13 protein-coding genes are annotated in these 12,231 nt (G+C 39.4%); 4 read left to right on the top strand and 9 right to left on the bottom strand.

Annotation, left to right across the window (positions count from 1 at the left end; all coding sequences use genetic code 11):
• The first annotated feature begins 22 nt into the window (after window positions 1-22).
• Window positions 23-1,051, top strand: a complete 1,029-nt coding sequence (locus tag L6W14_RS13620) for a polysaccharide biosynthesis protein (protein ID WP_131521546.1) — start codon at window positions 23-25, stop codon at window positions 1,049-1,051.
• The gene (locus tag L6W14_RS13625) at window positions 1,048-1,902 is read left to right on the top strand and encodes an SDR family oxidoreductase (protein ID WP_237898203.1); all 855 of its coding nucleotides are present in this window, start codon (window positions 1,048-1,050) and stop codon (window positions 1,900-1,902) included. The genes L6W14_RS13620 and L6W14_RS13625 overlap by 4 nt, the downstream gene beginning before the upstream one ends.
• 47 nt (window positions 1,903-1,949) lie before the next feature.
• On the opposite strand, the gene L6W14_RS13630 is transcribed toward L6W14_RS13625, so the two are convergent.
• The 3 genes from L6W14_RS13630 to L6W14_RS13640 are packed head-to-tail and all read right to left on the bottom strand — an operon-like array spanning window position 1,950 to window position 5,411.
• The gene (locus L6W14_RS13630; RefSeq protein WP_112118346.1) at window positions 1,950-2,702 is read right to left on the bottom strand and encodes an alpha/beta fold hydrolase; all 753 of its coding nucleotides are present in this window, start codon (window positions 2,700-2,702) and stop codon (window positions 1,950-1,952) included.
• A gap of 24 nt (window positions 2,703-2,726) precedes the next feature.
• On the bottom strand, window positions 2,727-3,965 hold the full coding sequence (locus L6W14_RS13635) for a DNA polymerase IV (RefSeq protein ID WP_115673363.1): 1,239 nt from the start codon (window positions 3,963-3,965) through the stop codon (window positions 2,727-2,729).
• A gap of 48 nt (window positions 3,966-4,013) precedes the next feature.
• Window positions 4,014-5,411 (bottom strand): aminotransferase-like domain-containing protein, encoded by a 1,398-nt coding sequence (locus tag L6W14_RS13640; RefSeq protein WP_004231269.1) that lies wholly within the window; start codon window positions 5,409-5,411, stop codon window positions 4,014-4,016.
• Window positions 5,412-5,539: 128 nt separating this feature from the next.
• Here L6W14_RS13640 and L6W14_RS13645 point away from each other — a divergent pair, with 128 nt between their 5' ends.
• On the top strand, window positions 5,540-6,703 hold the full coding sequence (locus L6W14_RS13645; protein ID WP_048392333.1) for an aminotransferase-like domain-containing protein: 1,164 nt from the start codon (window positions 5,540-5,542) through the stop codon (window positions 6,701-6,703).
• A gap of 42 nt (window positions 6,704-6,745) precedes the next feature.
• On the opposite strand, the gene L6W14_RS13650 is transcribed toward L6W14_RS13645, so the two are convergent.
• Window positions 6,746-7,300, bottom strand: a complete 555-nt coding sequence (locus tag L6W14_RS13650) for a helix-turn-helix domain-containing protein (RefSeq protein WP_131521549.1) — start codon at window positions 7,298-7,300, stop codon at window positions 6,746-6,748.
• Between the two features lie 113 nt (window positions 7,301-7,413).
• Here L6W14_RS13650 and L6W14_RS13655 point away from each other — a divergent pair, with 113 nt between their 5' ends.
• On the top strand, window positions 7,414-8,001 hold the full coding sequence (locus L6W14_RS13655) for a LysE family transporter (RefSeq protein WP_131521550.1): 588 nt from the start codon (window positions 7,414-7,416) through the stop codon (window positions 7,999-8,001).
• Window positions 8,002-8,042: 41 nt separating this feature from the next.
• On the opposite strand, the gene L6W14_RS23050 is transcribed toward L6W14_RS13655, so the two are convergent.
• The 5 genes from L6W14_RS23050 to bioD form a co-directional block, all read right to left on the bottom strand.
• Entirely contained in the window at window positions 8,043-8,165 is a 123-nt protein-coding gene (locus tag L6W14_RS23050; protein WP_004231260.1) for a hypothetical protein, read from the bottom strand.
• A gap of 319 nt (window positions 8,166-8,484) precedes the next feature.
• Window positions 8,485-9,480, bottom strand: coding sequence for a biotin synthase BioB (bioB, locus tag L6W14_RS13660; RefSeq protein ID WP_237898204.1), 996 nt, complete (start codon window positions 9,478-9,480; stop codon window positions 8,485-8,487).
• The gene (locus tag L6W14_RS13665; RefSeq protein WP_237898205.1) at window positions 9,477-10,070 is read right to left on the bottom strand and encodes a biotin transporter BioY; all 594 of its coding nucleotides are present in this window, start codon (window positions 10,068-10,070) and stop codon (window positions 9,477-9,479) included. The genes bioB and L6W14_RS13665 overlap by 4 nt, the downstream gene beginning before the upstream one ends.
• The gene (gene bioA / locus L6W14_RS13670; RefSeq protein WP_237898206.1) at window positions 10,063-11,439 is read right to left on the bottom strand and encodes an adenosylmethionine--8-amino-7-oxononanoate transaminase; all 1,377 of its coding nucleotides are present in this window, start codon (window positions 11,437-11,439) and stop codon (window positions 10,063-10,065) included. Before bioA ends, L6W14_RS13665 begins: the two co-directional genes overlap by 8 nt.
• Window positions 11,420-12,124, bottom strand: a complete 705-nt coding sequence (gene bioD / locus L6W14_RS13675) for a dethiobiotin synthase (RefSeq protein WP_237898207.1) — start codon at window positions 12,122-12,124, stop codon at window positions 11,420-11,422. The genes bioA and bioD overlap by 20 nt, the downstream gene beginning before the upstream one ends.
• Between the last annotated feature and the right edge of the window lie 107 nt (window positions 12,125-12,231).

Raw genomic sequence — 12,231 nt, forward strand, 5'->3', positions numbered from 1 at the left:
AGGAGGTGTAACGAACTATACAATGTTTACAGATAAAATATTATTGATTACTGGAGGCACGGGCTCTTTCGGGAACGCCGTATTAAAGCGATTCTTAAATACGGATATCAAGGAAATTCGGATTTTTTCAAGGGATGAAAAAAAGCAAGATGATATGCGAAAACACTATCAGCATACAAAAATTAAATTTTATATCGGGGATGTCCGCGATATTCAAAGCATTCACAATGCGATGTATAATGTTGACTATGTATTTCATGCCGCCGCTCTCAAGCAAGTTCCCTCCTGCGAATTTTTTCCCTTAGAAGCTGTGAAAACCAATATTTTAGGAACAGATCACGTACTAACAGCCGCCATTCAAGCTGGCGTCAAGAAAATCATTTGCCTGTCAACAGATAAGGCCGCGTACCCTGTCAATGCGATGGGTATATCCAAGGCAATGATGGAAAAAACGTTTATTGCGAAGTCACGAATGGTTGACCCTCGCCATACCCTAATTTGTGGCACTCGATACGGTAATGTCATGGCTTCACGAGGCTCGGTTATCCCATTATTCATTGAACAAATAAAGGCTGGGAAACCTTTAACGATTACGGACCCTCATATGACACGTTTTATGATGAGCCTTGAGGAAGCGGTAGAATTGGTATTGTACGCATTCTCACATGCTCAAAACGGGGATATTATGGTGCAAAAATCACCTGCTGCCACAATAGCAAATTTAGCACAGGCTTTACTTGAGATCTTTCAAGCAAACAACGCCATACAAATTATCGGAACACGGCACGGAGAAAAAATGTATGAAGTATTATGTACGAAGGAAGAAGCGGCAAAAGCTATTGATATGGGCCATTTCTATCGAATCCCCGCGGATAATCGAGATTTAAATTATGGAAAATACCTCGATGAGGGCTCTCCAAAAATTACATTAACGGATGAATATAACTCGAACAATACCCAACAATTAAGTGTGGCTGACATTAAAGTAAAGCTATTAACATTGCCTCTTATACAAGAAGAGCTCCTTCATTGGACAGGAGGAAAACCATGAAATTTTTAGTGCTCGGTGCTACAGGCATGGCTGGTCATACTATTGCCATCTATTTATGTGAACAAGGGCATGATGTAACAACATACTCTCGAACCCCTTTTCCCTATGGCAATAATAGAACAGGGGATGTGACAGACGCCCATTTTTTAAGGTCGCTACTACTAGACAATGAGGTAGATGTCGTCATTAATTGTATTGGTGTTTTAAACAATGCTTGTGAGGCTCATCCTGCCCAAAGTGTTTTACTGAATAGCTATTTACCACATGCCATTGTATCTCTCCTTGAAAATCGTCACACAAAGCTTATTCATCTAAGTACCGACTGCGTATTTTCAGGCAAAAGTGCTCCCTACTATGAAAATAGTGTACTAGACGGGGAAACCTTTTATGACCGCACCAAAGGTATAGGGGAAGTGAATAACGACAAGCACATAACATTTCGTAATTCCATAATTGGTCCTGATTTGAAAAAGGATGGCATCGGACTCTTCAATTGGTTTATGCAACAAAAAAGTCCCGTCTATGGCTATTCGGGTGCTATTTGGACGGGAGTGACAACACTTACTTTGGCTAAAGCCATTGAACATGCTGCACAACAAGATTTAACAGGACTTTATCATCTCGTCAATACGACAAATATTTCTAAACACGATCTACTGCATCTATTTAATAAGCACTTCCTGAACAACAGTATAAAAATTCTTCCTCATCACGTTGTTCAAATCAATAAAACATTAATAAATACAAGAAATGACTTTTCATTTCTTGTCCCTAGCTACGAAGAAATGTTGATAGAGATGAAGGAATGGATATTGCAGCATAAACACTTATATCCTCACTATTTTCAATGATCCATACATCAACTCCATTATGGATGACGATTCGTAATGGGGTTCCCCTACCGAATAACTGTCCCTTCAGGTAATTGACCATCCTTAATCCAATTCTCTACAAAGCGATTAAAAAATGCAGGCTGGGCTAATGAGACGCCGTGACCGATGTTCTTCAATAACACACCCTTGCTATTTGGATGACTTCGCACAAGTGCTTTAGCGGATTTTCTCATGTTGCTTTTCTCTTTTTCTCCCACAGTTATTAGGATCTTTCCTTGAGCTTTGTTAAAGTCAGCTGGGATGGAAAACGACATATTTTCTCGCAAAATTTGAATCAATGTATCTACTTTCATCGTGGCACTCTCTTGATAGTAACGCTCAAAATAATCTTCTTGAATGTACAGGGCTTTTGCTTGAAGTTTCGCAAATGTTTTATTTTTTATAAGTGGAAATGACAGCCGAATAAACGGTTGAAGCATCCTTTCTACAGTAGGAGAGGGTATCACGAGCGCACTATTGATGATCGTAAAATCGATTAAACTAGGCTGTAGACTTAGCATTTGAATAGCGATTTGCGCTCCTAAAGAGAAACCAATTACTATAACAGGCTTCCCATTGGCTTTTTTCTCAATAAGCAGAAGAAGCTCTTTCGCACTTTGTTCAATGGAAAATGGATTGTGTGTCATTAACTCAGGTATAACACAGTGATAATGGGAAAAATGGTGAACTTGCTGATCCCACATCCACCCTCCAACCCCCCCTCCGTGAATAAACATCATAAAAGGATTGTTAGCATCCCCATACTCCTTGTATTGCATAGATACACCTACTTTCATTCTTTCTCATTCATGGTCATCTAAAAAATCTTTACTAAAGCTTGTTTGTGATTGATAGGAGGAACGTTTCCCTAAATCTACACCTCGTTTTATAATCCCCTTGCCAAACCGTCCCTCAATTTCATCGACAAGCTTGAGAATCGGTTCATCTTTCGCATGCTCCTGAAAATCAAATATCGATAATTGCTGTGAATAATCTTTACGATCCACCACATTGGAAACCGTTACACCAAGTAATCTTACAGGAGATTCATCCCAATGCTTATCAAATAAAGTACAAGCAATGTCGTAAATTTCTTCATAACGATACAGGACATTGGACATTGTTTTCGAACGTGTATGATTATGCCAATCAGCATCCCGAATTTGAATGCTCACAGTTGAACCTGCTAAGCGCTTGGCATCAAGACGCTCCACCACTTTTTTACATAGACCTTCGATTGTTTTATGAAGTGTACGAACATCTGTTACATCTTCTGGTAAAGTTGTTGAATTCCCAACGCTTTTCGTATCAAAAATTGCCTCAGGATCGACCATGCGCTGATCCACCCCATTGGCCCTTGCTCGAAGCCGTACCCCATTCTTCCCTAAAATTTGCTTCATTTTAAATTCTTCTGTCTTAGCTAGATCACCTATTGTAAAGATGCCTTGTGCATTTAATTTTTTAGCAGTACTTGCTCCAATCCCATGCATGTTGACAACCTCACGATGCCATAATTGCTGTTCAATATCCCGTATTCGTAGTACGGTAATCCCCATTGGTTTCTTCATATCAGAGGCTGTTTTCGCTAAAAATTTATTCGGTGCAATACCGATGGAACAAGGTAAATCCAGCTCAGCTAAAATGCGCACTTGTATTTCCTGGGCAATACTTAAGGCATGCCGTTCCTTGCTTAGCTCAGTCACATCCAAGTAGCCCTCATCAATCGAAACAGGCTCTACTAATGGTGTATAGCTTCGAAGAATGGTGAACATTTCTTTAGATGCATGACGATACTTTTGAAAATCTGGAGGTAATAACAATAGCTCAGGACATTTACGCTTCGCTTCATGAACAGTCATAGTTGTATAAATGCCTAGCGCTCTTGCTTCATATGAACAAGTTACTAAAATGCCACGCCGTTCCTTTGGGTTCCCTGCAATTGCGATAGGCTTCCCCTTTAAACTTGGGTCATGTGCTTGCTCCACAGAAGCATAGAAACTGTTCATATCCACATGCAAAATAACACGCCCTTTATGTGCCATGTTCATCACCTCGTTTCTTTCTTAGCCTTATTATACGCCCCATAACCTCTAATCAACAAATGCATAATCACCATTACTTTCGAGGAGGTCCTTTAAAATAATTAACGCTTGCTCAAGTTGAGATTCTGGTGCTGCAATGGCTAAACGAACGGCATTGACAGGCTTTGTATTCCCTACGGCAAAGCGTTCCGCTGCATAGACTTGTACACCAGCTTTCGAAGCTAACAATTCAAATTGAACACCCGTAAATTTGTCAGGCAATTGGAGCCACCTAAAAATACATTCCTCATCCCCTAATATGTGATAATCCCCTAAATACTGATCGACAAGCGCATTTTGCTGCTTGGCATATGCTCGGTGTTTTTCTAATATCGTTTGGGCAACACCTTCATGGATTAATCGTGCTGCAAGCTCCAGCATGATAGGAGAAACAGAAATGTTGATATTATAGAGCGTTTCCATTATTTTTTTACGTAGCGCAGGCGGTGTCACAAGGAAGGATAATCGTAAACCAGGTGATAGTGTTTTAGATAGGCTAGCAATGTAAATAACCTTATCGGGTGCATAAGAAGCAATCGGAGCAAGCGGTTGCTCCTTGAGAAAGCTATAGATAGCATCCTCGATTACAAGCAAATCCTTCTGTCTTGCCACGTCTGCAATCATTTTTCTTGTTTCTACTGACATCGTATGAGTCGTTGGGTTATGAAAATCAGGGATCACATAGATTCCTTTGATATGTTCATTTTTACACGCATATAGTAATCCTTCTTTTGTCATTTCACCCTGACATTGTTGGATAGCCACAAGCTGGATACCAAGCATATTTGCAGCTGTTTTAATGCCTGCATAGGTAATTGGATCTGTACCAATGCGGTCGCCTGGCTGAAATAAAGCTGCAAGGGTTCCCACAATGGCATTTTGTCCGCCTGCTCCTAGAAGAATAGGCTGATCTGTTTGAAAATTTACTAGTTCGAGTAGCTTCATCACGGCTTCGTTTTGCCATGCATTGCCCTCAGGTCGTCCATATTGAAATAGCATGCTAAAACTAGGTTCGTTTATCATTTTCTTCATAAAGCGTGTAATATCATCATTCACAAAATTATCTGGTAAAACAGAGCCCATTTCAATGATAGGTGTGGCATGGTTGGTTGGCAGTAACATTTTATTGCTAGCCGCATCTGTTGAAACGAATGTACCGCTGCCAATCGAGGCATAAATTAATCCTTTTTGGCCACAAAGCTTAAAGGCTCTTGTAATCGTACTCAAATTCACATCTAAAAAATCAGCTAATTCACGCTGGGGTGGCAATTTTGTGCCTGGTACTAGCTTTCCATCCTTAATATCTTGTTCTAGCTGATGTGCGATGGCTATATATAACGGAGCAGAAATATTGCTAATATCCGGCTTCCAACTCATTGGATACTCGTCAAATGAATTAATAGGCATTCACTAGGCCCTTCTTTCTCTTAATTTGCATACAATAGTTTAATTGTCTTGCATACAATGATAATATTGTATGCACACGATGACAATGATATAATTTTTAAAAAATCAGAAAAAAAGGACCGATAATTATGCAATATTCTGAAAGAATCTTAAAAACACCATCCTCATTTATTCGAAATATTTTAAAAGTGACAGATGCAGAGGACGTTATTTCCTTTGCAGGCGGGCTTCCAAACCCAATTTCTTTCCCGATTGATGCATTGAGAGCATCCGTAGACCATGCTATTACAGTAAATGGCAGCCGATTATTCCAATATTCATCCACACAGGGTTATGCACCATTGCGTGAATATATTGCCGCGAAATATCAACGTGTCCATGGACTTGATGTACATGCTGACGATGTCTTTATTACTACAGGTTCACAGCAAGCGCTTGAACTAATTGGTAAAGTACTTATCAATAAAGGCGATGGCATTATCATCGAAGAGCCAGGTTACCTAGGGGCTATCCAAGCCTTTACTTTAACAGAGCCCACTTTCCATGGTGTTACGCTAGAAAATGATGGTCTTAACTTAGAAGAGTTAGAGCGTGCTCTACAACAACCAAATGTAAAATTCATTTATACGGTGCCGAACTTCCAAAACCCAACAGGACTCACATATTCGAAAGAAAAGCGTGAGCAAATTTGCGAAATAGTGGCAAAATATGATGTTGCTTTAATTGAGGATGATCCATACGGGGAGCTACGTTTCCAAGGGGAGCCACTTCCATATATCGGTGCTGGTAAATTAGAAAATAGTATTTTACTAGGTTCTTTCTCTAAAACGGTCACACCAGGCATGCGTCTTGGCTTTATTATCACAAAAAACAAAGAGCTTTTGCAGCATATTGAAACAGCGAAGCAAGCGTCTGATCTTCATACTAATATTTTTTCACAATATGTTATCTACGATTACTTAGCAAGTAATGATTATACCGAACATGTAAAGAAAATTATTGCTTTATATAAAAATCAGTCGGATGCGATGCTTGATGCTATGCAGGAGTTTTTCCCTGCCCATGTTGAATATACACGACCTGAGGGTGGCATGTTCATTTGGGCAACCATGAAGGACGGTACACCGGCCCTTGATGTATTCAATAAAGCGATGGAACAAAAGGTTGCCTTCGTGCCTGGCGATCCATTCTACACATCAAAAACGAATGTGAACACAATGCGTCTTAATTATACAAATGCAACACCTGAAGTCATCCGTGAGGGAATTAAACGTTTAGCTAGTATTTTATAAAACGAAAACGTATAAACGCTGTGAAAAGCGTTTATACGTTTTTTAATGTGGATAGTAAATAGTCATACTAAGTCGTGTTACTGTACTACCTGGATTGCTGTATGTGTGTGGACGGTCAGCCTTCAATCGTATGGCATCACCACTTGTTAATCGATAATCCTGACCCTGTATATGGATGATTAATTCCCCATCAAAAACGGTTATATATTCCTCCGTTCCTTCTCGATGAGCCTCAGCATCTAACGTTCCATTTTCTTTGATTTCAATTGTATATATTTCAAAACGACTATCCTTTTGATAGGGGAAATGAGGATAAACCATATATCGGCCATGATCTTCCTTCAATACTTGAATTTCTTTACCGCGAATAACCTCCGTCTCAGGTTGGGGAGGATGAATAAGCTCTGTAAACGAAACCTTTAATCCATTTGCAATTTTCCAAATCGTTGTCAAAGTTGGACTGGATTCTCCCCTCTCAATTTGACCAATCATCGTTTTACTCACGCCACTAAGCTGAGAAACTTTCTCTAAGCTTAATTTCTCCCTTTCTCGAATTGCCTTTAAATTTCTCGCAAAGACGAGATGAATTTCTTCCATCCAAAAGCCCTCCTTGTATGTACAATATAACGTACATTTTGTATAATAAAAAGACCGACGTTATACAGTCTATTTCGTGCATTATATCACACAACTTGAAAGAAGGGATTGTTTTGCCTGTATTTTCCTTTTTATTATTTATCATCATTACAAGCTTTACACCTGGCCCTAATAATTTTATGGCGATGGTTTTTGCTAAACAACATGGCTTAGCGAAAACGATTCCATTCTGTTTAGGTGTAGGGATTGGTTTTTTCATCATTATTGGTCTTAGTAGCTTTTTTAACACGATCATGTTAAACATTTTACCTGCCATTGAATTACCCCTAACCATATTTGGTGTAGGCTATATGTTGTACCTGGCTTATAAAATTTTAACAAGCAAAGAATTAGAGGAGCACGACAACGAAGAAGAAAAACGAAACCTATTTTTTTTAGGAGCGTTCGTTCAATTTATTAACCCAAAAGGTATTTTATTTGGTCTTACTGTTGTCGCAACTTACATCCTACCCTACTACTCATCCTACATAAGCTATCTACTCTTCTCGTTCTTTTTAGCGCTAATAGGGGTAATCAGTACATTTAGTTGGTCATTATGTGGCTCCGTTTTTCAAAAAGCACTACAGCAATACCGAAAACCATTTAACATGATCATGGCACTTTTATTAATGTACAGTGCTGTTTCCATTGTTTTACATTAAAAAACAGCCCTCTGTCGGTAGAGGGCTACTTTATCAGCAACTTATTTTGTATACGTTAAAACGGCATTTTTCTTGAATTTTGCTAAAGCTTCTGTTGCCTCATTTTTGCTCGCGTACTCAAAAATTCGAACGTCCTTTTTATCAAAAACTGTAATAACCCACATGTGAAAAGCTCCCTTCACTCATTATTTTTGTAATATAACAACCACCAAAATTTGTGATACGACTTATCAACTGTTTTATAACAATTCCTTACTTGATTCTTATTTTACGCTGATTTTTTCAAAAAGAAAGCTTTATGTGAAGGTCTTCACAAACTGTTCAATTTCAAAACGCTTTCATTGAACAATTTGTGAAAACCTTAATTTTATAGGTATATCAACAGACAGTGATGTCAGGTCTATCCGTCTCTTTTCATCTATAGCCAAAAAACCGTACAAAAGTACGGTTTTTGCTGTAGTAGTAGATTTGCATGTCATAAGTTTAACAAAATACTTCTTCTTGTTTATGTGTTAATTCAATTTCGAAGCCCAAATCCTCCAGCATGCGATAATCGCTATTCGCTTCCTGTCCTGCTGTTGTTAAATAATCCCCAACAAAAATACTATTAGCTGCATAGAGACCAAGTGGCTGAAGTGAGCCTAAATTGATTTCACGACCACCCGAAATACGGATTTCCTTTGTCGGATTGATGTAGCGGAATAAAGCTAAAACCTTTAAACAATAACGGGGATTTAAATCCTTTGTCCCTTCTAGCTTTGTGCCATCAATTGCATTTAAAAAGTTTACAGGAATAGAATCAGCGTCCAATTGATGGAGGGCGCGTGCAATATTGACGACATCCTCTTTTGTTTCCTTCATCCCAATAATGGCACCCGAGCAAGGTGAAATTCCATGCTTTTTCACAATCTCTACCGTATTGACACGATCCTCATATGTATGTGAGGTCGTGATGAAGGAATGATGACGTTCCGCTGTATTTAAATTATGATTGTAGCGATCCACCCCCGCTTCCTTTAGTTGCTGTGCCTGTTCTTCTTTTAATAAGCCAAGACAGGCACAAACCTTCAAGCCATACTTTTCTTTTATTTCAGCAACCGCCTCACTCACGACATTGACATCCTTACGTGTTGGCCCACGACCACTGGCTACAATACAATACGTCCCAATCTTATTGTCAAACGCTCGTTTTGCACCTGCTAAAATTTCCTCTTTTGTAATAAATGGATATTTCTCAATAGGAGCCGTTGATTTAGAGGACTGGGAGCAATAGCCACAATCCTCGGGGCAATAACCGCTTTTGGCGTTCATAATCATATTCAATTTAACTTTTTTACCATAATAATGACGACGAATCGTAAAAGCACCATCCATAAGCTGTAATAGCTCATCATCCTCACTATTTAATATGGCAAGTGCCTCTTCATTGCTAATGATCTTTCCAGCAATAACTTCTTGTGCTAATTGGTAATAATTCATATTACATTCTCCCCCTCTACGTGTGAAAATTTCACATTTCTTGCTGACTGAAATACTTTATACAAGCGCTCAGCTAATAGCGCTGATGTAATAGCTAAGCAAAAATCAGCGACAATACTACTTAAAAAGCCGACAACAAACACATGTGACCAGCTTGACTTCATGTCTAACCAGAAATTCAATGCTACATACAAATAAGGAACAGCCACAGCATAAATAATAACCAGCCCAATAATGGTTGCTACAATAAAATGCTTTTTCGTCGGCGTCTCAATCCTTTCAATAATGAACCCAATCACATAGGCGGCTAGGGCAAAGCCAATCAGATAACCAAAAGTTGGCTGTAAGACATATGTGATACCACCACCCTGTGTAAAAACAGGTAAGCCTACTAAGCCCACGCTGATATAGACAAGTTGACTATAAAAACCATTCCGACTACCCAATAAACAGCCTGCTAAAAATACAAAAACAATCTGTAATGTAAACGGTACGACAGGCAATGGAATTTTAACAAAAGCTCCGATTGCTGTTAGAGCAGCAAACATGGCAATCATGACTAGCGCTAATGTTTGTTGTCGCTTACCCACCCTTAGCCCCCCTGTCCTGGAAAAATTGTTCGATTGTCTCTTTCGTTGTATGAATCATAAATGACATTTCCTCTTCAGAAATAATATAAGGTGGCATAAAATACAGAACATTGCCAAGCGGTCTGATGAGTAAGCCTTTCGTTAAAGCCCGTTGATAAATTTGATAGCCGATACGCTCCTCACTGGCGAACGCTTCCTTTGTCCACCGGTCCTTTACTAGTTCAATCGCTCCCACTAAACCAACTTGTCGGTATTCACCCACATAAGGCATATCACAAAAAGCTTCCATGGCTAACGCTCGCATGTATTGTCCCTTGTGCTGAATCATCTCCATCACTTGTTCCTCTTGAAACATCGTTAATACTTCCAGTGCCACACGACAGGCCAATGTATTGCCTGAATAGCTATGCGAATGTAAAAAAGCCTTCATTGTTCCGTAATCATCATAAAAAGCGTCATAGATTTGCTCCGTCGTTAAGACAACTGATAAAGGTAAATAACCACCTGTTAGCCCCTTTGATAAACACATAAAATCTGGCATGATGTCCGCTTGTTGACAGGCAAATAATGTACCGGTCCGACCAAAACCTACAGCAATTTCATCTGCAATGAAGTGCACATCATAATGTGAGCACAACGCCCGTAAGCGCTGTAAATAGACAGGTGGGTACATTTTCATACCTGCTGCAGCCTGAATTAATGGTTCAATAATAACTGCCGTGATTTCCTCATGATGCGCTTGAAGTTGTTCCTCAACAAATTGACTACATGGTGCATTACAGCTTGCTGGATCTTCCTGAAATGGACAGCGGAAGCAATCTGGTCCTTTGGCACGAACAGTATCTAATAACAGAGGCTGGTAAACTTCATTGTAAAGCCCTACCCCTCCTATGGATAAAGCACCAATAGTTTCTCCATGATAGGCATCCGTCAAGGCGAGAAAGCGCTTTTTTGCTGGTTTCCCCGTCTGCATATGGTATTGAAAGCTCATTTTCAGTGCAACTTCAATAGCAGATGAGCCATTATCGGCAAAAAAGACTTTATGTAATCCCTGTGGTGCTAATGCAGTTAATTTTTCAGCCAATTGTATGGCTGGTTCATGTGTAAAATTAGCAAAGATCGTATGCTCTAATGTAAATGCTTGCTCACTTAAAGCTTGGCTAATACGCGGATTGGCATGTCCAAATAAATTAACCCACCAGGAAGATACAGCATCCAAGTAACGCTGATCATGTTCGTCATAAAGCCACACGCCTTGCCCCTTTTTTATGACGATGGGTGGAAATGCCTCATAGTCCTTCATTTGTGAGCATGGATGCCATACATGACGTAAATCTCTTAGCTGTAAATCAGTTAATGCTTGTTTCATAGTTAAAAAGCCTTTCAAACAGTGTGGTGTGTGTCATGGCATAATCCATTAGCTGTGACACATTTTGTAGCTTTGGAATAATCGCATAGGGCAAGGGATGGTACTGTAAAATCGTTTGTATATTATCTTGCTCCATACGGCTACCTGTGTTCCCATTAAACACTATGCCAAGAACGTCAACTTCACGAGAGCGCAATGCCTCTATTGTTAATAATGTGTGATTGATCGTCCCTAGGGATGTCCTTGTAACAAGCACTACTGGCAGCTTGCTACTGACGATGACATCAAGCAGCGTCATCCCATGGGGAGCAGTAAAAGGAACAAAAAGCCCACCCGCTCCTTCACATATCACAACATCATAGGATGCTTGTAATAATTGAATCCGCAATAATAGCTCATTGACATCAATTTGCTGCCCCTCCAGTTGCGCAGCAAAATGTGGCGATGCAGCTTCTCTAAATGAATAGCTATTGAGATGCTCTTGTTGAAGCTTTTGTAAGGAATACTTCTCATACATGGCTGTATCATGATAATAGCCACGACCGTTTTCGTATACCTCTCCTGTTTGCACAGGCTTGTATGGTGAAACTTTCAAGCCTTGTTTTTGTAAATGACACATCAACATGGTGGTGACAATTGTTTTCCCAACATCCGTATCTGTACCGACAACCCAAAAATGTTGCATTGTTAACCTCCCTCTTTTAAGTTAACCATTAACACTATTTAAGTTAACACATATATTTTTGTTTTGTAAATGCTATTTCTATATTTTTCTGAATACACTATTTTTGT

The sequence above is a fragment of the Lysinibacillus sp. ACHW1.5 genome (genome assembly GCF_022014815.1).
In the GTDB taxonomy this organism is placed as follows: domain Bacteria; phylum Bacillota; class Bacilli; order Bacillales_A; family Planococcaceae; genus Lysinibacillus; species Lysinibacillus capsici.

What these genes read in the sequence shown, in the direction of transcription:
- L6W14_RS13620 (WP_131521546.1), top strand. Translation starts at nt 23, where the DNA reads ATGTTTACAGATAAAATATTATTGATTACTGGAGGCACGGGCTCTTTC.
- L6W14_RS13625 (WP_237898203.1), top strand. Translation starts at nt 1,048, where the DNA reads ATGAAATTTTTAGTGCTCGGTGCTACAGGCATGGCTGGTCATACTATT.
- L6W14_RS13630 (WP_112118346.1), bottom strand. Translation starts at nt 2,702, where the DNA reads ATGCAATACAAGGAGTATGGGGATGCTAACAATCCTTTTATGATGTTT.
- L6W14_RS13635 (WP_115673363.1), bottom strand. Translation starts at nt 3,965, where the DNA reads ATGGCACATAAAGGGCGTGTTATTTTGCATGTGGATATGAACAGTTTC.
- L6W14_RS13640 (WP_004231269.1), bottom strand. Translation starts at nt 5,411, where the DNA reads ATGCCTATTAATTCATTTGACGAGTATCCAATGAGTTGGAAGCCGGAT.
- L6W14_RS13645 (WP_048392333.1), top strand. Translation starts at nt 5,540, where the DNA reads ATGCAATATTCTGAAAGAATCTTAAAAACACCATCCTCATTTATTCGA.
- L6W14_RS13650 (WP_131521549.1), bottom strand. Translation starts at nt 7,300, where the DNA reads ATGGAAGAAATTCATCTCGTCTTTGCGAGAAATTTAAAGGCAATTCGA.
- L6W14_RS23050 (WP_004231260.1), bottom strand. Translation starts at nt 8,165, where the DNA reads ATGTGGGTTATTACAGTTTTTGATAAAAAGGACGTTCGAATTTTTGAG.
- bioB (WP_237898204.1), bottom strand. Translation starts at nt 9,480, where the DNA reads ATGAATTATTACCAATTAGCACAAGAAGTTATTGCTGGAAAGATCATT.
- bioA (WP_237898206.1), bottom strand. Translation starts at nt 11,439, where the DNA reads ATGAAACAAGCATTAACTGATTTACAGCTAAGAGATTTACGTCATGTA.
- bioD (WP_237898207.1), bottom strand. Translation starts at nt 12,124, where the DNA reads ATGCAACATTTTTGGGTTGTCGGTACAGATACGGATGTTGGGAAAACA.